At 50.4% G+C, this 22,941-nt stretch carries 13 protein-coding genes; 7 read left to right on the plus strand and 6 right to left on the minus strand.

Annotated features, from left to right (window positions below; all coding sequences use genetic code 11):
* The first annotated feature begins 1 nt into the window (after position 1).
* From HMPREF1536_RS17855 to HMPREF1536_RS17865, 3 genes are all read left to right on the plus strand, one after another.
* On the plus strand, positions 2-3,082 hold the full coding sequence (locus HMPREF1536_RS17855) for an efflux RND transporter permease subunit (RefSeq protein ID WP_028726698.1): 3,081 nt from the start codon (positions 2-4) through the stop codon (positions 3,080-3,082).
* Positions 3,079-4,260, plus strand: a complete 1,182-nt coding sequence (locus HMPREF1536_RS17860; RefSeq protein WP_028726697.1) for a TolC family protein — start codon at positions 3,079-3,081, stop codon at positions 4,258-4,260. Before HMPREF1536_RS17855 ends, HMPREF1536_RS17860 begins: the two co-directional genes overlap by 4 nt.
* A 127-nt stretch (positions 4,261-4,387) precedes the next feature.
* Complete coding sequence (locus tag HMPREF1536_RS17865) at positions 4,388-6,430, plus strand: SUMF1/EgtB/PvdO family nonheme iron enzyme (RefSeq protein ID WP_028726696.1); 2,043 nt, start codon at positions 4,388-4,390, stop codon at positions 6,428-6,430.
* Between the two features lie 86 nt (positions 6,431-6,516).
* Here the strand turns inward: HMPREF1536_RS17865 and HMPREF1536_RS17870 are convergent, their stop codons facing one another.
* The gene (locus HMPREF1536_RS17870; RefSeq protein WP_028726695.1) at positions 6,517-7,467 is read right to left on the minus strand and encodes an NAD(P)H-dependent flavin oxidoreductase; all 951 of its coding nucleotides are present in this window, start codon (positions 7,465-7,467) and stop codon (positions 6,517-6,519) included.
* A gap of 113 nt (positions 7,468-7,580) precedes the next feature.
* Here HMPREF1536_RS17870 and HMPREF1536_RS17875 point away from each other — a divergent pair, with 113 nt between their 5' ends.
* Positions 7,581-9,698 carry a M3 family metallopeptidase gene (locus HMPREF1536_RS17875; RefSeq protein WP_028726694.1) on the plus strand — a complete coding sequence of 706 codons (2,118 nt, stop codon included), beginning with the start codon at positions 7,581-7,583 and terminating at the stop codon, positions 9,696-9,698.
* A gap of 99 nt (positions 9,699-9,797) precedes the next feature.
* Positions 9,798-11,915, plus strand: coding sequence for a M3 family metallopeptidase (locus tag HMPREF1536_RS17880; RefSeq protein ID WP_028726693.1), 2,118 nt, complete (start codon positions 9,798-9,800; stop codon positions 11,913-11,915).
* A 75-nt stretch (positions 11,916-11,990) separates the two neighbouring features.
* Here HMPREF1536_RS17880 and HMPREF1536_RS17885 read toward each other — a convergent pair whose 3' ends face one another.
* The 3 genes from HMPREF1536_RS17885 to HMPREF1536_RS17895 form a co-directional block, all read right to left on the minus strand.
* Positions 11,991-12,647: a virulence RhuM family protein gene (locus tag HMPREF1536_RS17885; protein WP_044191592.1), complete on the minus strand. Its 657-nt coding sequence runs from the start codon at positions 12,645-12,647 to the stop codon at positions 11,991-11,993.
* A gap of 99 nt (positions 12,648-12,746) precedes the next feature.
* Complete coding sequence (locus HMPREF1536_RS17890; protein ID WP_044191591.1) at positions 12,747-14,078, minus strand: Na+/H+ antiporter NhaC family protein; 1,332 nt, start codon at positions 14,076-14,078, stop codon at positions 12,747-12,749.
* Between the two features lie 17 nt (positions 14,079-14,095).
* A complete protein-coding gene (locus HMPREF1536_RS17895; RefSeq protein ID WP_028726691.1) occupies positions 14,096-16,684 on the minus strand; it encodes a DUF5686 and carboxypeptidase-like regulatory domain-containing protein in 2,589 nt (862 codons plus the stop codon).
* Positions 16,685-16,862: 178 nt separating this feature from the next.
* Between HMPREF1536_RS17895 and HMPREF1536_RS17900 the strand changes: the two genes are divergently transcribed.
* Positions 16,863-17,210 (plus strand): type II toxin-antitoxin system RelE/ParE family toxin, encoded by a 348-nt coding sequence (locus tag HMPREF1536_RS17900; RefSeq protein ID WP_044191589.1) that lies wholly within the window; start codon positions 16,863-16,865, stop codon positions 17,208-17,210.
* Between the two features lie 2 nt (positions 17,211-17,212).
* Positions 17,213-17,539, plus strand: coding sequence for a helix-turn-helix domain-containing protein (locus HMPREF1536_RS17905; protein WP_181988973.1), 327 nt, complete (start codon positions 17,213-17,215; stop codon positions 17,537-17,539).
* 89 nt (positions 17,540-17,628) lie between these two features.
* Here HMPREF1536_RS17905 and HMPREF1536_RS17910 read toward each other — a convergent pair whose 3' ends face one another.
* Complete coding sequence (locus HMPREF1536_RS17910) at positions 17,629-19,530, minus strand: AMP-dependent synthetase/ligase (RefSeq protein ID WP_028726688.1); 1,902 nt, start codon at positions 19,528-19,530, stop codon at positions 17,629-17,631.
* Positions 19,531-19,540: 10 nt separating this feature from the next.
* Positions 19,541-22,894, minus strand: coding sequence for a transcription-repair coupling factor (mfd, locus tag HMPREF1536_RS17915; protein ID WP_028726687.1), 3,354 nt, complete (start codon positions 22,892-22,894; stop codon positions 19,541-19,543).
* Positions 22,895-22,941 lie beyond the last annotated feature (47 nt).

The following is a 22,941-nucleotide window of genomic DNA, read 5'->3' on the forward strand; positions in this document are numbered from 1 at the left end:
TATGCTGAATAAAATTATATATTACTCGCTGCATAACAGGTTGGTAGTACTGATCTGTGCATTGCTGCTGATGATAGCGGGGACGTATACAGCCTTTCATACGGATGTAGACGTATTCCCGGATTTGAATGCTCCTACCGTAGTTATCATGACAGAAGCTAACGGTATGGCTCCCGAAGAGGTGGAACGCCTGGTTACTTTCCCGGTGGAAACAGCAGTGAACGGTGCGATGGACGTGCGCCGTGTACGTTCTTCCTCTACTACCGGCTTCTCAGTCGTGTGGGTAGAATTCGACTGGGGAACGGATATCTATCGTGCCCGTCAGATCGTATCGGAGAAACTGGCCGTGGTAAGCGAAAGCCTTCCGGAGAATGTGGGTAAACCGACACTTGGCCCGCAGTCTTCCATCCTCGGTGAAATGATGATTATCGGTCTGACCGCCGACTCTACTTCTTTGCTCGATCTGCGTACGATAGCCGACTGGACGATCCGTCCGCGCCTGCTCTCGACCGGCGGTGTGGCACAGGTTGCCGTGATTGGCGGTGATATCAAAGAATACCAGATCCTGCTCGACCCGGCTCGCATGAAACATTACGGGGTAGGGTTGGATGAAGTTCTGACCGTTTGCCGCAATATGAACCGTAACGCCAATGGTGGCGTACTGTATGAATATGATAACGAATACATTATCCGTGGCGTCCTCTCCACACCCAAAGCGGATGAGCTGGCTAAAGGAGTGATAAAGACAGTAGACGGTTTCCCGGTGCTGTTGGAGAATGTAGCTACGGTCAAGATTGGAAGCAAAAGTCCGAAACTGGGTACCGCATCCGAACGGGGCAAACACGCCGTCCTGATTACGGTCACCAAGCAGCCGAATACCAGTACGATCGACCTGACGAATAAGCTGGACGGTATTGTGGCCGACCTTCAAAAGAGCTTGCCTTCGGATGTGAAAGTCTCTACCGACATCTTCCGTCAGAGCCGCTTCATCGACAGCTCTATTAATAATGTAAAGAACAGTCTGTTTGAAGGAAGTTTCTTCGTTGTGATCGTATTGTTCCTGTTCCTGATGAATATCCGTACCACGGTGATCTCTCTGGTGGCGTTGCCGCTGTCGTTGCTGGTCTCTATCCTGGTGCTGCATTATATGGGGCTGACTATTAATACCATGTCGCTGGGAGGTATGGCGATCGCTATCGGTTCGTTGGTGGATGATGCGATTGTGGATGTGGAGAATGTGTACAAGCGGATACGGGAGAACCGGATGCTGCCGCCCGACGACAGGCGTTCGATACTGGAAGTGGTGTATGACGCTTCCCGCGAGGTGCGTATGCCGATCCTCAACTCTACGTTGATCATCGTTGTCAGCTTCGTTCCGTTGTTCTTCCTTCACGGGATGGAAGGACGTATGCTGGTGCCGCTGGGCGTCGCATTTATTGTTGCCCTTTTCGCTTCGACCATCGTGGCGCTTACGCTGACTCCGGTATTGTGTAGCTATCTGCTGAACCGGAAAGCGACCGACCAGAAGATCGATAAAGAAGCATGGGTGGCCCGTAAGCTGAAAGAATGGTATGGCCGTGCGTTACAAGTAGCGTTGGCACATAAGAAAGTGGTGCTGGGCTGTACCTTCGGTCTGTTTATCGTGGCACTCGGTATCTTCTTTACATTGGGTCGCAGCTTCCTGCCGCCTTTCAACGAAGGATCGTTTACGATCAACGTAAGTTCGCTGCCGGGTATCTCGCTGGACGAATCGGATAAAATGGGACACCGTGCGGAAGAACTCCTGATGCAGGTGCCCGAAATACAGACGGTAGCCCGTAAGACCGGCCGTGCCGAACTGGATGAACATGCTTTGGGCGTGAACGTGTCCGAGATCGAAGCACCTTTCGTCCTGAAAGACCGTAGCCGGGAGACAGTCATGAATGATGTGCGTAAGAAGCTGTCCACTATCAGCGGAGCTAATATCGAGATCGGCCAGCCTATCTCTCACCGTATCGATGCGATGCTTTCGGGTACGGAAGCCAATATCGCCATCAAGCTGTTCGGTACCGACCTGAACCGTCTCTTTACGATCGGTAACGATATCAAGAACTCGATCCAGAGCATCCCCGGTCTGGTAGACCTCAAAGTGGAACAACAGATCGAACGTCCGCAGCTGACCATCACGCCTAAACGCGAACTGATGGCGAAGTACGGAATACCTCTTCCCGAGTTTGAAGAATATATTAATGTAATGCTGGGAGGCGAAGTTGTCAGCCAGGTATATGACGACGGCAAGACCTTCGACCTGACTGTTAAGACTTCGGACGAGAGCCGTGCCACGATGGAAGATATCAGTAACCTGATGATCGACGCGGGCGGGAAGAAGATCCCGTTGAGCTACGTCGCCGAAGTACGTTCCGTGACCGGCCCGAATACGATCAACCGTGAGAATGTACAGCGTAAACTGGTGATCAGTGCGAACGTCTCCGAACGCGACCTGCGCAGCGTGGTAAACGATATCCAGAATAAAGTAGGCACCTCGATCCAACTGCCGGAAGGCTATCATATCGAATACGGCGGACAATTTGAAAGTGAACAGGCTGCCAGCCGTACTTTGCTGCTCACTTCCTTGATGTCGTTGCTGGTGATCTTCCTGTTGCTTTACAACGAATTCAAGAATGCAAAGGAGAGTGGCGTGATCCTGTTGAACCTGCCGTTGGCCCTGATCGGGGGTGTGTTCATCCTGTGGCTTACTTCGGGCGAGATCAGTATCCCGGCCATTATCGGCTTCATCTCATTGTTCGGTATCGCTACCCGTAACGGTATGTTGCTGATCAGCCATTACGCACAGTTGCGTAGCGAAGGCTTCTCGGTGCATGATGCCGTGATACACGGTTCGCTCGACCGTCTGAACCCGATCCTGATGACGGCTTTGAGTTCGGCACTGGCACTGATCCCGCTTGCTTTGAACGGCGACCTGCCCGGCAACGAGATACAAAGTCCGATGGCAACCGTTATCCTGGGAGGTTTGCTGACATCCACCTTCCTCAACGGGTTTATCATCCCTATTGTTTATCTTTTAATGAATAAGGAAAAATGAAACAATTCATAATAATAGCCACTTTGGCATCTGCGGTGCTTTCGGCGAGCGGGCAAAACTCCATCGACGAAGTGCTGCGCAGTATCGAAGCCAATAACAAAGAGCTGCAGGCAAACGGTCAGCTGACTGTCTCGAAGAAGCTGGAAGCCAAGCTCGACAATAACCTGCCCGACCCTTCCGTCTCCTATGTACATCAGTACGGCAACCGGGAGGGGATGGGAATACAGGGGGAGCTGGTTGCTTCCCAGTCGTTCGACTTCCCTTCAGTCTATGTGCAGAAGAATAAACTGGCCAAGTCGAAAGCAGCCAGTTACGACCGTCAGGGGGCGGAGTTCCGTCAGCAGATCCTTTTACAGGCGAAAGAGCTTTGCCTGGATCTGGTGTTGCTGAACCAGCAGAAGGCTTTGCTCGACCAGCGCCGGCAGAATGCGGAACAGTTGTCCGAACTGTATGCCACGCGTCTGCAATCGGGGGATGCCAATATTTTGGAGACGAATAAGATCAACCTGGAACTGTTGAATGCAAAGACCGAAGCCCGCATGAACGAAGCTACCCGTATCGCCAAGTTGCAGGAACTGGCCACGCTGAACGGCGGCATCGCCATCGAATTCACGGATACGGCCTATACTCCGGTAAAAGAGCTTTTGTCTTTTGAAGAACTGCGTTCGGAAGCGGTCACTTCCAATCCGCAGTTGCTGACATTGAAAAGCGAGCAGATCGCGGCACAGCGACAGTTGAGCGTGAATAAGTCGAAAGGGCTGCCCGGCTTCGAACTGGGCTATCGCCTGAATACGGCGACGGGGGGCGAACGCTTCAACGGTTTTCTGGTAGGTGTCACCATCCCGTTGTTCTCGAACCGCAATAATGTACGGCAGGCCAAAGCCCAGTCGCTTTATACGGATCTGCAACTGGAAAGCACCACCTCTACGGTTGAAAGCGAATTGCGCCAACTGTATAACCAGTCGTTGGCTCTCCGTACTTCTATGGACGAATACAATGCCGTCCTGAAAAGCCAGAACAACCTCGCCCTGCTGAATAAGGCTATCCAGACCGGACAGATCAGTATGATCGAGTATTTCGTGGATGTGACGACATTGTATCAGAGCATGCAGAATTATATGCAGTTGCAGAACGAGTACCAGAAGGTGATGGCACAATTGTATAAATATAAATTATAGGTAATAGTCGGAAGGCAATCTTGTGAGGGCAGGTTTTGAACCTGCCCTTTTTTTGTTATTTCTTTTATTGTATATAGAACAATATACGTATCTTTATTCCTTGAAATCTGCAAATAACGAATGAAAGATGAGAAACACAACAATCTTATGTTATAGCCTTTGCGCCCTGCTGGCAACCACTACTTACGCCCAGGAGAAGAATACGCTGGGCATGGAACTGGTACACATACCCGAAGGTTCTTTCCACATGGGAAGCCACGGAGTAGGAGAGAACTTTGACGAAGCACCCATCCACCCGGTTACGATCAGCCGTCCCTTCCTGATGGGCGCGACCGAGGTAACGAACGCACAATACGAATGCTTCGATCCCACCCATAAAGCACTCAGGGGCAAGTACGGCCTTTCCAACGGAGACGACGAAGCCGTTGTCTTTGTCAGCTACCCCGAAGCAAAAGCCTTTTGCGAATGGTTGTCGGAGAAGGAAGGCAAAACCTACCGTCTCCCGACCGAAGCCGAATGGGAATACGCTTGCCGTGCCGGCACGTACTGGCACTTCTGGATGGACGACGGACTGCACGGCATCTTCCATAAGAACCAGCAAAACGTATGGGGCACCGACTCGACCATCAACCTGACGGTAGGGAAGACCCGCCCCAATCCTTTCGGACTCTACGATATGCACGGCAATGTGGAAGAATGGTGCAGCGACTGGTACGGCCCTTACGAAGCAACTGCACAAACCGATCCGGTCGGGCGTGCCGATGGCTTATATAAAGTAACGCGCGGCGGAAGCCATAGCACCCCGGAACGTTTCCTGCGTTCGGCCAACCGCATGGCAATGATCCCCGAAGACAAACACTGGCTGACCGGATTCCGTGTCGTGCAGGCCGACATGCCGACGACCGGGCCGCTTCCCGCGTTGGAATCGGCCGTGGAAGAGAATATCTCACAAAGCAAATATAACTGGAACGCACCCTCGAAAGAACCGTTCTTTGCCGAGCCGCTTGTCTATGTGAATGCGCCCGATTGTCATTCCGGCGTTCCTTTCTACCGGCATAACCATTGCCCGGCTATCAGTTGGTGCGATAATGGCGACCTGTTGGCTATCTGGTTCACCTGCGATGAAGAGTCGGGGCGGGAAATGACTATCCTGGAAAGCCGCCTGAAAGCCGGCAGTAACGAATGGAGCCAGCCTCGCGAGTTCTTCCGGGTGCCCGACCGGAATGTAACCGGCTCATCACTCCTGAACAATAACGGCACATTGATCCACATGAACGGCGTAGAAGCTGCCGGAACCTGGGAAACCTTGGCAATGGTGATGCGAACCAGCACCGACAATGGTGCTACCTGGAGTCGTCCCCGTATCGTTGCCCCCGAACATGCCCGCCGCCATCAGGTGATAGCCGGTTCCTTCCGCACGAAAGAAGGCTGGCTGGTGCAGGCTGCCGACGCCACTCCCCGCAGTGATGGAGGAACAGCTCTGCATATGAGCCGCGACGGAGGACAAACATGGGAGGATATGGGACAAGCCTTTCCCGGACGGGTGAACCCCGGCAAGTTCGAAGCAGGACAGTCCGGCGGGACGATTGCCGGTATCCATGCCGGTGTGGTGCAGCTTTCCGACGGCCGCTTTATGGCTTTGGGACGTGGCGACGGTATCGTTAACGAAGCCGGACTGATACGGATGCCGATGAGTATCTCAGAAGATAACGGAAAGACATGGACATATAGTGCTTCCGAGTTCCCCCCGATCGACGGCGGGCAACGCCTGGTGCTGATGCGCCTGCAAGAAGGGCCTATTCTCCTGATCTCTTTCACCCATCATCCTTTCCGCCTGAAGAACGGCCTGGAAGGAATGACCTTCAAAGATAAGGACGGCCAGGAATATACGGGCTACGGAATGTATGCCGCCCTCTCGTTCGACGACGGGAAGACCTGGCCGGTAAAGAAATTACTGACCGATGGCAAGGAGCGCTTTATGGATGGCGGTGCCTGGACAGGCTTCTTCGATATGGATAGCACCCATGCCGAACCCCGTGGCTATCTGGCAGGAACACAATCGCCCGACGGAACGATCCATCTGGTCAGCAGCCGTAATCATTACCGTTTCAACCTGCCGTGGCTGGTGGAATATGCGGAGGTAAGAAAAGTTTCATCCGGGAGAAACTAAAGTTTCACTAGGGAGAAACACTTGTTTCTTCCGCATGAAACACTTGTTTCTCCTAGGTGAAACAGAAGTCACCTCTCGACCGGCTGTCAGCAGGATGCCGAACCGTCTGTTAGGCGGGTAAGCATCTGCCGGTAGCCGGTCATAATATCTTCGATTACTTCCGCTACCGTCTCTTCTTTCCTGAACAGGGCGGCTACCTGGCCGATCTCCAGTTCGCCTTCTTCCAGGTTGCCTTCGAACATGCCTTTCTTGGCTCTGCCTTTTCCGAGTAACGCGCGCATTTCCTCTACCGATGCACCCCGCGCTTCGGCTTCTTCCACAGCAGAGGTGAAACCGCCTTTTACCAGACGGGTGGGAGCCAGCTTCTTCAGCAGCAATTTCGTATCACCTTCATTCAGATTAAGGCAAAGCTGCTTGAAGTTTTCGTGTGCGGAACTTTCCCGGGTCAGGGCGAAACGGGTACCGATCTGTACACCTTCGGCTCCGAGGGCAAAAGTAGCCAGCATCGCATCGCCCGTACCTATGCCGCCCGCAGCAAGGAGTGGGAGAGAAGTTGCCCGGCGTACGGCAGGGATCAGGCAAAGGGTCGTCGTCTCTTCCCGTCCGTTATGTCCGCCGGCTTCAAAGCCTTCGGCTACGATCGCGTCGACACCGGCTTCTTCACATTTGGCTGCAAAGAGGGAACTGCTTACTACATGCACGACCGTCATGCCGTGCTCCTTCAGGAACGGTGTCCATTTCTTCGGGCTTCCGGCCGAGGTAAAGACTATTTTTACCCCTTCTTCCACCAGGATGTTCATCAGGCTTTCTATCTCCGGATACATTAAGGGGACATTGACGCCGAACGGTTTGTCGGTCGCCGCCTGGCATTTCCGGATGTGTTCGCGAAGTACTTCGGGATGCATGGAACCGGCTCCCAGTAAACCCAGTCCGCCTGCATTGCTGACAGCCGAAGCCAGCCGCCAACCGCTACACCATACCATCCCGCCTTGTATAATGGGGTATTTAATACCGAATAACTCACATATTCTGTTCATGGCTCATCTATTTATAATGTTAAGGAGACAAAGTAAAATAAAACTTCCCTATCTTTGTAGGCCTCGTTATATAAATAATGTGGATATAAATTAATTCTTACAATATAATAGTTATGAACAAAGCGCTTATGGCTGCCGGACTGGCAGTAGTTTTGGGAGCATGCAGCTCTTCAAAGAAAAGCGATGTAGCCGAGACTACACCCAATCCTTTCTTTACGGAGTACACAACCCCGTTCGGTGTCCCTCCCTTCGATAAGATCGAGGTAGCCCATTACAAACCGGCCTTCCTGAAAGGGATGGAAGAGCACAAAAAGGAAATCGACACCATTGTGAACAACACCGAAGAGCCGACCTTCGAAAACACGATCGTCGCTCTCGACCAATCCGGCGAGTTACTGAATAAAGTACTGTATGCTTTCGGAGGACAGTCGAGTGTGAATACCACCGACGAGATACAGGAGCTGGAGCAGGAACTCTATCCTCTTTTCTCCGCCCATTCGGATGATATCAGCCTGAACCCGGCTCTCTTTGCCCGTGTGAAAGCTGTTTATGACAACCAGGCTTCGCTCGGTCTGAATAAGGAACAGAAGAAGTTGCTGGAAGAAACCTACAAAGGATTCGTACGCGGAGGGGCCAACCTGGATGCCGACAACCAGGCCAAGCTGCGTGAGTTGAACGAGAAGATCTCCGTGCTGGAACTTACTTTCGGCCAGAATATGCTGAAAGAAACCAATGCATTCAAGTTGGTTATCGACAAGAAGGAAGACTTGGCAGGCCTGCCCGAATCGCTGGTTGCCGCTGCTGCCGAAACAGCCGCTGCCGACTCGATGGAAGGGAAATGGGTTTTCACGCTGCATAACCCGAGCGTGATGCCGTTCCTGCAATATGCCGATAACCGTGCTTTGCGTGAAAAGATCTTCAAGGCTTATATCAACCGTGGCAATAACGGCAACGAGAATGATAACAAGGAAGTCGTGAAACAGCTGGTTGCCGCCCGCCTCGACAAAGCGAAACTGCTGGGTTACGAAGACTTTGCCGCTTACGTGCTGGAAGAGAATATGGCGAAGAACGAAAAGAACGTATATAACCTGCTCGACCAGGTGTGGACTCCGGCTTTGAAAAAGGCGAAGGAAGAACTGGCCGACATCAACGCCGAGATCAGGAAAGAGGGCGGTAACTTCGATGCCGAAGGCTGGGACTGGCGTTATTATGCCGATAAGGCACGCCAGGCTAAATTCAATATGGATGAAAACGAAGTGCGTCCGTACCTGGAACTCAACCATGTGCGTGACGGTGCTTTCTATGTGGCAAATAAATTGTACGGTATCACCTTCACCGAAATCAAGGATATACCGAAGCCCGATCCCGATGCGTATGCATTCGAATGCAAGGACAAAGACGGCAGCCCGCTGGGTGTCCTCTACATGGACTTCTACACACGTCCCGGCAAGAGCGGCGGTGCCTGGTGCGGTGGTTACCGTTCGCAGACTTATAAGGATGGCAAGCGCGTCGATCCGATTGTGACGACTGTCTTCAACTTCAGCAAACCGGCTGCCGGACAACCTGCCTTGTTGAGTGCCGATGAAGCGGAAACGGTTTTCCACGAATTCGGACATGCCCTGCATAGCTTGTTCGGTGACGTTCACTATTATGGCGTTGCTGATGTTCCGCGCGACTTTGTTGAATTGCCTTCGCAGGTGAACGAACATTGGGTATTTGAACCGGAAGTACTGAAAGTATATGCCAAACATTACGAAACCGGCGAGGTCATTCCTCAGGAACTGGTCGACAAGATCGTGAAGAGCGGCAAGTACGGACAAGGTTTTGCCACAGTCGAATACCTGGCTGCTTCCCTGCTCGATATGGATTATCATATCCTGAAAGAACAACAGCCCGATATGGATGTCGAAGCATTCGAAGCCAATGCCCTGAACAGCCGCGGCCTGATCCGTCAGATTCCGCCGCGTTACCGCACTACCTATTTCAGCCATACGATGACAGGTGGTTACACTGCCGGCTATTACAGCTACATCTGGGCTGAGGTGCTGGATGCCGATGCTTTCGAAGCCTATAAGGAAACCGGCGATATCTTCAATCCCGAAGTGGCTGCCAAGTTCCGTACCTATGTCCTGACTCCGGGCGGTATCGACGATGCAATGGTCATGTACAAAAACTTCCGCGGCAAAGAACCGAGCATCGAACCATTACTTAAAAACAGAGGTTTAAAATAAGATTATCTTACATACTGTTGATAGAGAAGCCTTCCTGTATTTTGGAAGGCTTCTCTTTTTTTATATCTTTGCGTTAATAAAATACTTAAACAGAACAACATGAAGAAAATGATTATGGCAGCCGGTATAGCCGTTGCACTTAGTGCTTGTAGTTCGCCGGGGAAAAAGTCTGAAACCACAGCTCCCGGGGATATTTTCCTGACAGAGTTCACGACCCCGTTTGGTGTTCCTCCTTTCGACAAGATCACATTGGAGGATTATATGCCTGCCTTTAAAGCAGGGATAGCCGAGCAACAGAAAGACATTGAAGCTATTGTTAACCAGAAGGCTGCACCCGATTTCGAAAATACGATCGTGGCACTCGACCAGAGCGGAAAGCTGCTGCGCCGGATAAGCCCTGTTTTCTATGGCCAGAACAGTGCCAATACCAACGATGATATGCAGGCATTGAGTCGCGAGCTCTCTCCGCTGCTGTCGAAGAACAGCGACGATATCCGTCTGAACGCGGAACTGTTCAAACGCGTAAAGGCCGTATACGACAACCAGGAGTCGATGAACCTCGACAAGGAACAGAAGAAGTTGCTGGAAGAAACCTACAAGGATTTTGTACGTGGCGGTGCCAACCTCGATGCCGAAAAACAGGCTCGCCTGCGTGAACTGAACAGCGAGATATCCATGCTCCAACTCACCTTCGGACAGAATATGCTGAAGGAAACCAACGCTTTCAAGCTGGTGATCGACAATAAGGCCGACCTGGCAGGTTTGCCCGAAAGCCTGGTGCTGAATGCCGAAGCAGCTGCCCGCGCCGCCGGAATGGAAGGCAAATGGGTCTTCACCCTGCACAATCCGAGCGTAATGCCTTTCCTGCAATATGCCGACAACCGCGCTTTGCGTGAAAAGATATTCAACGGTTATATCAACCGTGGCAATAACGGCAACGATGCCGACAATAAAGAAGTAGTACGCAAACTGATCTCCCTTCGTCTGGAAAAAGCCAAACTGATGGGGTACGACGATTACGCTTCTTTCGTCCTGGAAGACCGTATGGCAAAGACATCCGATAAGGTGTATGCCCTGCTGGATGAAATTTGGACACCCGCTATCGGCAAGGCAAAAGCCGAACTGGCCGACATCAACGCCGAGATCAGGAAAGAAGGCGGCAACTTCCAGGCTGAAGGCTGGGATTGGCGTTACTATTTCGAGAAAGCAAAGAAAACCAAATTCGACCTCGACGAGAACCAGGTGCGCCCGTATCTGAAACTCGAGAACGTGCGCGACGGTGCTTTCTATGTTGCCAACAAGCTGTACGGTATCACTTTTACCCCGATAAAGGATATCCCTCTGCCATATCCCGATGCAGAAGCATTCGAATGTAAAGACAAGGACGGCACACATCTAGGCGTGTTGTATATGGACTACTTCCCGCGTGCCAGCAAAAAAGGGGGTGCCTGGTGCGGTACTTACCGTTCGCAGACTTATCAGGATGGCAAGCGCCAGGCTCCTGTCGTAACGATCGTTTGCAACTTCTCACAGCCGTCTCCGGGTCAACCTGCCTTGTTGAGTGCCGACGAAGCCGGTACATTGTTCCATGAGTTCGGACATGGCCTGCACAACCTGTTTAAGGATGTACATTATTATGGTGTATCGGGTGTTCCCCGCGACTTCGTTGAGTTGCCTTCACAGATCATGGAACATTGGGTATTTGAACCGGAAGTGTTGAAGGTTTACGCCAAACATTACCAGACAGGCGAAGTGATCCCGGCCGAACTGATCGAGAAACTGGATAAGAGCGGCAAGTACGGTCAGGGTTTTGCTACGACCGAATATCTGGCTGCTTCCCTGCTGGATATGGATTTCCATGTATTGAAGGAAGTACATGACGGTGCAGACGTGATGAAGTTTGAAGAAACCGTACTGGGTGATCGTGGCCTGCTGAAACAGATCCCGCCGCGTTACCGCACTACGTATTTCAACCATACGATGGGCGGCGGTTACACAGCCGGTTATTATAGTTATATCTGGGCCGAAGTGCTCGACTCCGATGCTTACCAGGCATTCAAGGAAAGCGGCGACATCTTCAACCCCGAAGTGGCTGCCAAGTTCCGTACCTATGTCCTGACTCCGGGCGGTATCGACGATGCAATGGATATGTACAAGAATTTCCGTGGCAAAGAACCTAACACCGAACCGTTGCTGAAGAACAGAGGTTTGAAGTAAGATCATAAACAAGGATAACGCGGAACACGCGGACAATCACAGATTAGGGTGTCTACTTAGTATGTAGTAGACACCCTAATTCGCGTTAAATAGACATCCTAATAAGCGTATTTGTGCGGTATAAATCGTAACACTCACTCCGGGAATGCGTTTGGTAAAAAGCGTCAAGACGGTATCGTCTATATAATTATCGATCAGGATAAGAGACTTTGTAGCCGTTCGCACCAGGTCAGAGGCAAATTTGTAGGCATCGAATAGTTGCCCATCATAGAAAATACCTTCTACCGGCGGCAGGGATGTTTTGATGAAGAAGTCGAACTTTTCATCGTATTCAGAGAATTTGGAATTCATTCTCTGTTCAATAACTTCTATTCGCTGATTGATTGTATAGCCTTTCAGCATGTATTCTTTTAGTATCCTGTTCGCCCATATTCTGAATTGAGTGCCTCTTTGTGATTTCACACGATAACCGACAGAGATAATGACATCGAGACTATAAGCTTTAACCGGTTTGTCTGAATTTGCAATATGCAAAAAATGCATATTGCTTTTTTCATCCAGCTCTTTTTCTTTGAATATGTTGCCTATATGTCTGGCAATAACTGATTGGTCTCTTTGAAAAAGTTCTATCATTTGTGCTTGAGTCAGCCAAACGGTTTCATCTTCCATTCTGACCTCTAATTGCAGAGTGTTTTCTGATTGATAAATAATAATTTCTCCTTTGTCTTTCATAATTAATATGTTTTGATTCTTGAGTTATGTAGGCAAAGGTATTCATTTCAATGGATATAGAATACGGATTGGCTAAAATATTTTCATAGGTGAATGTTTTTATATCTTAGCAGATGTGAAACCTTTCTTTGCAAACTTTCCCGGATACCCGAAAGCGATAGCCAGCAAAGCGCCAAGTCCTAACAGATAAGGATAGTACAGATATTGCATGATCTCGATAGGAGAGACGCCACCCAGTCCGGCAGCCATCAGCAGTTGTGCGCCATAAGGGATAATGCCCTGCACGAAACAGGAGAAGATATCGAGCAGGCTGGCACTGCGGCGCGGGTCTACATGGAAACGGTCGGCGATGTCTTTGGCGATCGGGCCTGCCATGATCAGGGCGATTGTATTGTTTGCCGTGCAGAGGTTGGCAAAGCTCACCAGGGCGGCAATACTCAGCTCAGCCCCTTTTGAGGAGCGGATATGTGAAGTCAGCTTCCCGATGATCCAGTCGATACCGCCGTTGTAGCGGATCATTTCCAGCATACCGCCGGCCAGCAGGGTGACGATGATCAGTTCGCCCATGTTCGTGATACCGAGCCCCATCGAAGCCGTCCATCCCCATACGTCGAAACCGCCTGTCAGCAGTCCCACGACACCCGACAGCAGGATGCCGATAAACAATACCAACATCACGTTCACACCGAAGATAGCCGTTACGAGCACTACGATATAAGGTATCACCTTGACCCATTCGATCGTTCCGGGAGCGTAGTCGCTGTCTATACCGCTACCAACCAATACATATATTATTCCTGTGAGAATCGCTATCGGAAGGGCAATGCGGATGTTCACCTTAAACTTATCGTTCATATTGCATCCCTGTGTACGGGTGGCAACAATGGTTGTATCCGAAATAAACGACAGGTTATCGCCGAACATCGCCCCGCTGACAACTACGCCGAGCATCAGGGCATCGGGCATCCCTGTCTTGGCCGCAATACCCACCGCCACGGGGGCCAGTGCAACGATCGTCCCGACCGAAGTACCCACCGAAATGGAGATAAAACAAGCCGCCAGGAAGATACCGGCCGCCAGCAGGTTACCGGGCAGGATCGACATCGCCAGGTTGACGGTCGCATCTACCGCCCCCATCGACTTAGCCGTTTGGGCGAAAGCGCCTGCCAGGATGAAGATAAGCACCATCAGCATGATATTGGTGTTGGCTGCTCCACGGCAGAACTGTTCGATGCGGTTGGATAGTTTTCCACCCTTGGATATGGCGATGGCAACCACCGACGAGATAACGAAAGCAACCGTAATAGGCATCTTGTAGAAATCGCCCGCCAATATCGAAACAACCAGGTAGGTGAGGAGGAATACCAGTAACGGTATCAACGCCCACGCATTCGGTGCATGGTTCAAAGGGGAATTTGTATCTTTTATCATATTCAAATCTCAATAGCTTAGAAGGAGAAGCGTAAAGCAATACGTACGCCGCCTTTCTTTATATTCGGTTCGTTCAGGTAAGTCAGACGGCGGTAATAGTCGATGCGGAGTATCTTGAAAATATTCTCCAGGCCGACGCTGGCTTCCATATAAGGCGTGTTACCCAGGGGACGTGTCCCGTCGGGCAAGACGAACAGGCCGGGTGTCATGGTCGGATTGTTCTTGTCTGTCAGTCCGCCATAGATACCGTTGAAAGAGATCACTTCGCGCAGACGCAGCCACTTAACACCCGGGATACGGTTCAGTATCCATCCTTTCATATAATAGGTGGCATTGAATGAAACGTACTGGTCGGTAACGAATTCCAACGCATTCATCATATGGAATGCTTCCGGCTGAATGGTGATGGACTGGTTGGTGTTCGGCAATATCAGCAGGGGGAAAGGAACCTTGTTCCATACTTTCCCGGCTTTCAGCTGTGTATCGATATGCCCGAAGGAAGATAACCAGATACGTTTCTCGGCACTGACTTCCGTATGGTTGTAGGTGTATTCGCCCCCTAACACTTTCAGGCCTAGCTGGTGTGAGAGCTTGAAGATAGGAGCGTCTTTCGACAGGTTGAATACCGACTCTTTACCGGAACGGCCGTCGTAGGAGCGTTCGCCCGGAGCAAAACGGAGTTGTGTACCGATCTCGGATGTGGTGATGCTTTTCTTGTGTATCAGCATACCGTCGGCATCTTTCTCTATGTATTTAAGCGTTCCCGCCGCCTGGTTGTTCTGGTTGTACACCCATGACCGCCAGGTAAGGCCGTTCAGCCATTCTTTTTCATACTGGAACATCGACTTGCGGATATACTGCATCTTGGTAACAGGTTCGCCCACTTTCCAGGCAACGAAGATGTTGTCTTTGCTGGTAAAGAGGAAGTCCTGTCCCGGAGTATATACGTCGTATTCCTGGATGAAGGAGAGGTTGTTGACCGGGCTTTCTCCTTCGTGGTAGAGCTTCTTGTTGAAGCTATGGGTCAGTTTGACGTTGTATTTCAGTTTACGGTCGTTCGTTCCGTAGGCCAGGTAGCCGCTGGCGAACCAGTAAGGGTTCAGGTTGGCTGTCGTCATACCGCCGACACGCAGGCGGACACCTTCCAGGCTGTTACCACTGATGGTCGTATTCATCGGCCCGAAGTCGAACTTGGTCGATTTCTTGTCGCCCGCCGTTGGGATGTAGCCGGATATGAGTATCTCTGCCGTTTTGATGATTACGTTGAAGGCCGGGACTTTCCGGAGCTGTGCCAGCAAGTCGTCCAGTGCATTCTCTTTTTCCTTCAGCGGGACATGGCGGTTGTTTACCCAGAACGTATCGGTTTGCTCGATTGCAACAGGCAGGGTGTGAAGCGAGCCCAACAGGTTGAAAACGGAGTCGGCTTGCGCTTGTTCTATATTGAAATTGTATTTGTCGTAGTTCCTTAACTGGTGTGCATAGAGTTGTTGCGCTCCTTTCACCAGGTAGAAGTTGACGTAAGTGTTTTCGTTCTTGACCACCCAGGTGCTGTCGGGCATCCGTTCGAATTCCTGTTCGATACGGAGCTTATCCACCCAGTTGAGGTTGATGTTGACCGGCGTGTTGAGCAGGAATTTCTTTAGGGCATAGTTCCCGTCCAGCGTAATATACAGTCTTCCGGTGAAACCGTAACTCTGACTGTTGACCGGGACGAAAGCCAGGTCGACGCATTTATCGCCGCCGATATCCAGCGTATCCATAATATAATACTTATAATAGCTGGTAGCCAGGGTGGAGGATAGCGGGCTGACGAAACGGTTCAGCAGGATATTGATATTGTTGTCGAAGATATTGATTCCCTGGAATATCTCTTCGAGGTTGGAGGTGATGCCGCCGCCGTCGTCGAGTGTCTGGTCGACGCCCTGCATACGTTTTCCTTTGACGATCGTCTTTTCTGTTTTCGGTTGCTTGCGGTAATACTTATCCGCAAGGGTTTCACGAACGGAAAGGGTCAGGATCGGTTTACCGTTGAACTCGGAGGTGTCGAGATAGTTCCGGATGAATTTGAACTTCTTCATGAACTTGTTCTTCTCGAAGTCCGGGTTGAAGTCGTCCAAAGAGAGGGAAAGCTTTTCGTACACTTCCGTCTGGTATTCGTCTTTCGCTTCGATGCGGTTGTCGTTCTTATGCTCGATCACCTTCCGGATCAGTTCGACTGCCGGGTTGTCTTTGCGGGTGTATTTCTCTCTTTTGGGTTTTACAACCACCTCGGAGATCTCGAAAGCCGTAGGACGTATCTTTATGTCGAGGCCGTCGTTCTTCTGGCCTGTTTTCAGGTCGATCACTTTGGTATCGTATCCCAGCGATGCGAAGGCCAGTTTATTGTACCCCTTATCGTTCTGAAGGGTAAACTTCCCGTTATCGTCGGTCATTGCACCAATCGTGGAGCCGTCGAAGTAGACGGATACAAAGGCCAAAGGCTCTCCGGTGATTGAATCTTTCACAATACCGGATGCAGAAGTAATGCTTTGAGCATATAAAACAGAGATACCAGTCACTGCCTGCAATAAAACCAACAGTAATATAAAGCGAATTCTTTTTACCATGAAACTAACGTTATTCCTTCTCGGATAATGCAGTTGGCAAAGGTAGTCTTTTTCTTCGGAGGGAGGATGTATGCCTTATTAATAATATTTAATCATAAGGGATGAAAATGAAGGGTGAATTCTTGGGGAAGTTAATTAATTAGTTAACTTTGCGGGTGATAATACTAAAATCGTAATTATGAAAAGTAGACGAGAGATTCTTTTGTATAAAGATTACTTTAAATTGTTCTATGCCCCTCTATCTGCCGGAGTTAGAAACAAAATAAAGTATGTTTTAAAGGTGTTGCAAGAAGAAGAGAATGTACCTGTCAGGTTTTTTAAACATGTAGAAGGTGTGAAAGGTTTGTATGAAATACGAGTTGAATACGAAAGTAATATATATCGTATTTTCTGTTGTCTGGATGACGGGCGGATTGTAGTTCTTTTTAATGGCTTTCAAAAGAAATCACAGAAAACTCCATTGAAAGAAATAGAATTGGCAACCAGAATTATGAAAGAATATTTTAAAGGAAAGAAAGGTAAATGAATATGAAAGAAGAATATTTGAGCGAAGAGAAACAAGAACAAATAATGCAGTGTCATACATTCGACGAATTATTAGATGTTGAATTGGGCCCTGCCGGAACTCCCGAACGTGATCAGTTTGAAGAAGATGCACAAGCTTTCATTCTTGCCGAGCGCTTGAGAGAAGAGCGCCTTAAAGCTGGTTTGACCCAGGAGCAACTAGCAGCGAGGATCGGTACAAAGAAAAGTTATATCTCCCGTATTGAGAACGGAAAGTGTGATGTACGGTTACCGACTTTATATAAGATATTCCGTGGATTAGGAAAGAGGATAAGCGTGACCGTTTTGTGAGATATCTTCACCAGGTCGTTTATCATACATACCAACAAGGGGCTGCTTGCGTAACAAACAGCCCCTTGTTATTTACCTTACAGTTTCTTTTACAGCGACTTCAAATTCACCGTATTCACCGGGTTCTTTCCTTCCGGCGTATACAGGAGGTCTATGCGGTCGGCATAAGCCTTTTCCACTTTGCCGCGTACGATCTTCATGGTGCTGTTTACCAGGCCATTCTGTTCGGTGAAAGGCTCCGGGAGAACAGCGAATGTTGTCGGTAGCCAGCGGTCGGGGAACATAGCAGCCAGGTCGCCCCCTTTGCGGAAACGGTCGATCTGACCCTGGATAATGCGGATTGCTTCTTCTTTGCCTTTATCGGAATTGAGATCGAGCTGCTGATGCGCCAGATGTTTCTTCAAACGTTCTTTGTTGGGTACGACCAGAGCCACGGTGTAAGGATTCTGGTTATTGTAGAGCAACAGCTGGTCGATGCAGGAAGAATGTTCAACCAAGGCCTCTTCAATCCCTTCCGGACTGTATTTCTCGCCGTCGCTACCGATCAGCAAGCTTTTGAAACGGCCCAGTACATACAGTAATCCGTCTTTACCCATATAACCCATGTCGCCGGTATAAAGCCAGCCGTCTTTGACTGTGTCGGCTGTCGAGGTTGGGTTTTTCCAGTAACCGGCCATAACGTTCTCTCCACGGATAACGATTTCACCTTTCTCGCCGACGGGCAATTCTTTTCCATCCAGGTCGCATATTTTCAGGTCGAGCGGCTGAACCAGTACGCCGCTACTTCCGAACCGGTGATGGCGCGGGCCATTGGTCGAGATGACGGGAGTCGCTTCACTCAGTCCGTAACCCTGGAACATCGGCAGGCCGATGGCATAATAGAACTTCTGCAAATCTTTGTCCAGCAAGGCACCGCCGCCGATAAAGAACTTCAGTTCTCCCCCGAAGTTTTCGCGTACTTTCGAGAAGATGAGACTGTCGAACAGGGCAACGACCGGCTTTAGGAGGAAACGCCATCCGCGTCCTTTGTCATCGCCGCCGTCACCATTGTAAGTATAGGCCACGTTCAGCCCCATGTGGAATAGGCGGTTTACCAGGTTGCCCTGTGCACGGATTCCTTGCTCGATGTTCTTCTTGAAGTTCTTGGCCAGAGCCGGAACACTCAATATCAGGTAAGGCTTGAACTCCTTGATATTTATCGGTATATTCTTTAGAGTCTCCATACCTGTCTTTCCTACCTGTACCGTAGCGACGGACGCTCCTTTATACATAAATATATAGAAGCCGACCACATGGGCGAAGCAATGGTCGAGGGGAAGGATAACCAATGTGCGCCAGGTATCGTCGATATCCACACAGGTAAGCGATTGTTCGACATTGGCGGTATAATTACGGTGCGTCAGGATAACCCCTTTCGGGTCGGCTGTCGTACCGGATGTATAAGTGATGGTGGCATAATCGTCATTCGTCAGCGACTGTCCGATTGCCAGGAATTCATCCAGCGGATGCGTCTGAAGGTACTCTTTTCCCATTCCGATCACTTTGGAAAGAGGTATTTCTTTCTCCTTATATTCCGGCTGGTCGTCAAAAACAATCACCTGCCGGATAAGAGGCAGTTTATCCATGATCGCCCGTATCTTCTTCAGCTGGTTGCCCGATACCATGATGTATTTCACGTCGGCATGCAGCAGTCGGAACAGCAGGTCGTTGGCCTCTTCCAGTTTAATGGAAAGGGGCACATTGGTGGCTCCGGCATAGAACATGGCCAGCTCGCCGATGATCCAGGCGTTGCGGCCTTCGCTCAGTAAAGCCATGTTGTCACCCTTCTTTACCCCGAGGGCAACCAGTCCGGCTCCAAGGGTGTAAACCTGTTCTTTCACCTCTGTGTAAGAAGTCGGTTCGAACTTGTCTTTCGTCTTTTCCCATAAGAACGGGTTGTCGGGGAATTGCTTCACCGAGCTTTCAAAAAAGTCAATAAGCGTCTTTTTCATCTGATATCGTTTATAGGGTTTGTTTCTCTATTTCTTCAAGCAGCGCGCAAGCGGCTTCTACCGTGCTGACATTCTTTACCACGATGCTACGCTTGCCGTTCACGTCCCGGATCATGCATTCGCGGGGATGCTTCTGTATGAATGCTAATAACTTATCGAATGCTTCGCTCTGGTAATACGGGCTGTCCTGGTTGGCTACCAGGAAGATACTCATCAAGCCTTTTTTCAGTACCAGTTTCTCCATGCCCAGTTTCCTGGCTATGCGGCGGAGGCGGACGACACGGATCAGCTCTTTTCCCTCTTTCGGGATCTTACCGAAACGGTCTTTCAGACGTTCGGTAAAGGCCAGGATGTCGCGTTCCTCTTCCATCTTATCCAGTTCGCGGTACAAGGTGATACGTTCCGAGTCGTTGGGGATATAAGTAGGAGGGAACATCAGCTCCAGGTCGCTTTCGATATACGTTTCGCGGATATATTCGCTACCGGAATCCCGTTTGCCGTCATCCGCATCGGCGTAGAGGTCGGCAAACTCGTCACTCTTCAGTTCGTCGACGGCCTCTTCCAGGATCTTCTGGTAGGTTTCGTAGCCGAGGTCGGCAATGAAGCCGCTTTGTTCGGCACCCAGCATATTTCCGGCACCACGGATGTCGAGGTCTTGCATGGCGATATGAATGCCGCTTCCCAGCTCGGAGAAGTTTTCGATCGCCTGCAAACGGCGGCGTGCCTCCTGCGTGAGCGAGGAGAGAGGCGGTGAGAGCAGGTAACAGAACGCTTTGCGGTTGCTTCGTCCCACACGTCCGCGCAACTGGTGCAGGTCGGACAGCCCGAACTGCTGGGCGTTGTTGATAATGATGGTGTTGGCATTCGGCACGTCGATACCGCTTTCCACGATACTGGTGGCGATCAATACATCGTATTCGTAGTTTACGAAGTCGAGGATGATTTTCTCCAGCTTGTCCGGTTCCATCTGTCCGTGGCCGACGGCTATGCGGGCGTCGGGCACTTCCCGGCGTACCAGATGTTCTATTTCGTAAATGTTCTGAACACGGTTATTGATGAAAAATACCTGCCCGTTACGGCTCATTTCGAAGTTGATCGCCTCGCGGATAATATCGGGGTTGAAACGCTCCACTTCCGTCTGTACCGGATAGCGGTTGGGGGGCGGCGTCGTGATGCTGCTCAGGTCGCGGGCTCCCATCAGCGAGAATTGCAACGTACGCGGGATTGGTGTCGCCGTCATGGTCAGCGTATCCACATTTACCTTCATTTGGCGAAGCTTCTCCTTGACCGATACGCCGAACTTCTGCTCTTCGTCGATGACCAGCAATCCCAGGTCTTTGAACTTCACATCCTTGCTGACGATACGGTGTGTGCCGATCAGGATATTAACTTTCCCGTCCGCCACATCTTTCAGGGTTGCCTTGACCTGTGCCGTTGTCCGTGCCCGGCTGATATAATCGATCCGGCAAGGGAAATTTTTCAGACGCTCGGAGAAAGTCTGGAAATGCTGGAAAGCCAGCACGGTAGTCGGCACCAATACGGCCACCTGCTTATTATCCGATACCGCTTTGAAGGCGGCGCGGATGGCTACTTCGGTCTTTCCGAACCCGACGTCGCCGCAGATCAGTCGATCCATCGGGCGCGGATTTTCCATATCCTCCTTTACATCCGCCGTCGCTTTCATCTGGTCGGGCGTATCTTCGTAGATGAAGCTGGCCTCCAGTTCGTGCTGCATAAAGCTGTCGGGCGAGTAAGAGAAACCCTTTTCCTGTTTGCGCTGCGAATAGAGGAGGATCAGGTCGCGGGCGATGTCCTTGACCTTCTTCTTCGTTTTTTCCTTCATCTTTTCCCAGGCACCGGTTCCCAGCTTGTTCAGTTTGGGAGGCTCGCCGCTGTCTTTTCCTTTGTATTTGGAGAGTTTGTGCAGCGAGTGGATGCTGACGAAGATAATATCGTTGTTCTGATAGATCAGCTTGATCGCTTCCTGTATCTTTCCGTTCACTTCGGTGCGTACCAGGCCGCCGAACTGTCCGACGCCATGATCGATATGCACGATATAATCGCCTGTCGTGAACTGGTTCAGCTCCTTCAGCGACAGCGTGATCTTTCCGCTCCTTGCCTTCTCGCTTTTCAGGTTGAATTTGTGGAAACGGTCGAATAGCTGGTGGTCGGTAAAGAGGCAGATCTGTAATGTCTCGTCCGCGAAGCCTTCATGTATCGTCTTGTTGACCGAGGTAAAAGGGATGTTCTCTCCCCGGTCTTCGAAGATTGCCCGGATGCGGATGGCCTGCTTCTCGACGTCACTCAATATATATAAAGTATAGCCCTTCTCCAGATAATCTCGGAAAGAGCTGCTCACCATTTCGAAGTTCTTATGATAGATGGGCTGTGCCTGCGTGCTGAAAGTCAGGGTCGCATCGGCCACTCCGGTTGGGCGTGTACCGAAATGCATCCGGCGGAAATTCAGGGCTGTCCGGAGGAATTCGTCCCCTCTGACTAATTTGGCACGCATCGCTTCGGCGTCTGCGAACGACTCCTCGTCACCGATCACCGGTTCTTCGTTCCACAAGCTGTCTATCCGTTCCTTCGTCCAGGCCAGGTCTTTGCAGGCCAGGGTCGTTTGCGGGGGCAATGAGTTCAGCAACATTGTGTTACTGCGGTTGCTCTTATTCATTTCCGGTACGATATAGATGCTGTCCATCTTCTCTTTGGAAAGCTGCGTCTCCACATCGAACGTACGGATCGTTTCCACTTCGCTTCCGAAAAAGTCGATGCGGTAGGGGAACTCGTACGAAAAAGAGAAAACGTCGAGGATACTACCGCGTATGGCATATTGCCCCGGCTCATACACATAATCGACCTGCTCGAAACCATATTCGTCCAATACATCGGAAACGAACATATTATCCAGCTTTTCGCCGACGCTGATCTTGAGTGTGTTCTGCTTCAGATCTTCGCGCGATATGACTTTCTCCGCCAATGCGTCGGGATAAGAGACGATAACGAACGGTGCTTCCGGGTCTTGCAGGACGCTGAGCACTTCGGTGCGCAGGATCTCGTTGGCCGGATCGACGTGTCCGTATTTGATTGCCCGGCGATAGGCGGAAGGGAAGAAGTAAATATCGCTGCTGCCGGTCAACTGAATCAGGTCGTGATAAAAGTAGCCGGCTTCTTCCTGGTCGTTAAGTATGCACACATAGCTTCCCCTTCTTTTTAAAAAAAGAGAAGCGATTGTCATTGCAGCGCCCGATCCGTTCAACCCTTTCAGGAATATATTGTTTGACGTATTACCGTTCAAAAGGGTGTCCAGTGCAGTAATTTGCGGGTGGGCGGCAAATATCTTGAGTAATTCTTGTACCTCCAATGGATTAATATATACTATTGAAAATTATGTAGACGCAAAAATACGGA

This window comes from Parabacteroides gordonii MS-1 = DSM 23371, assembly GCF_000969825.1.
Lineage (GTDB): Bacteria > Bacteroidota > Bacteroidia > Bacteroidales > Tannerellaceae > Parabacteroides > Parabacteroides gordonii.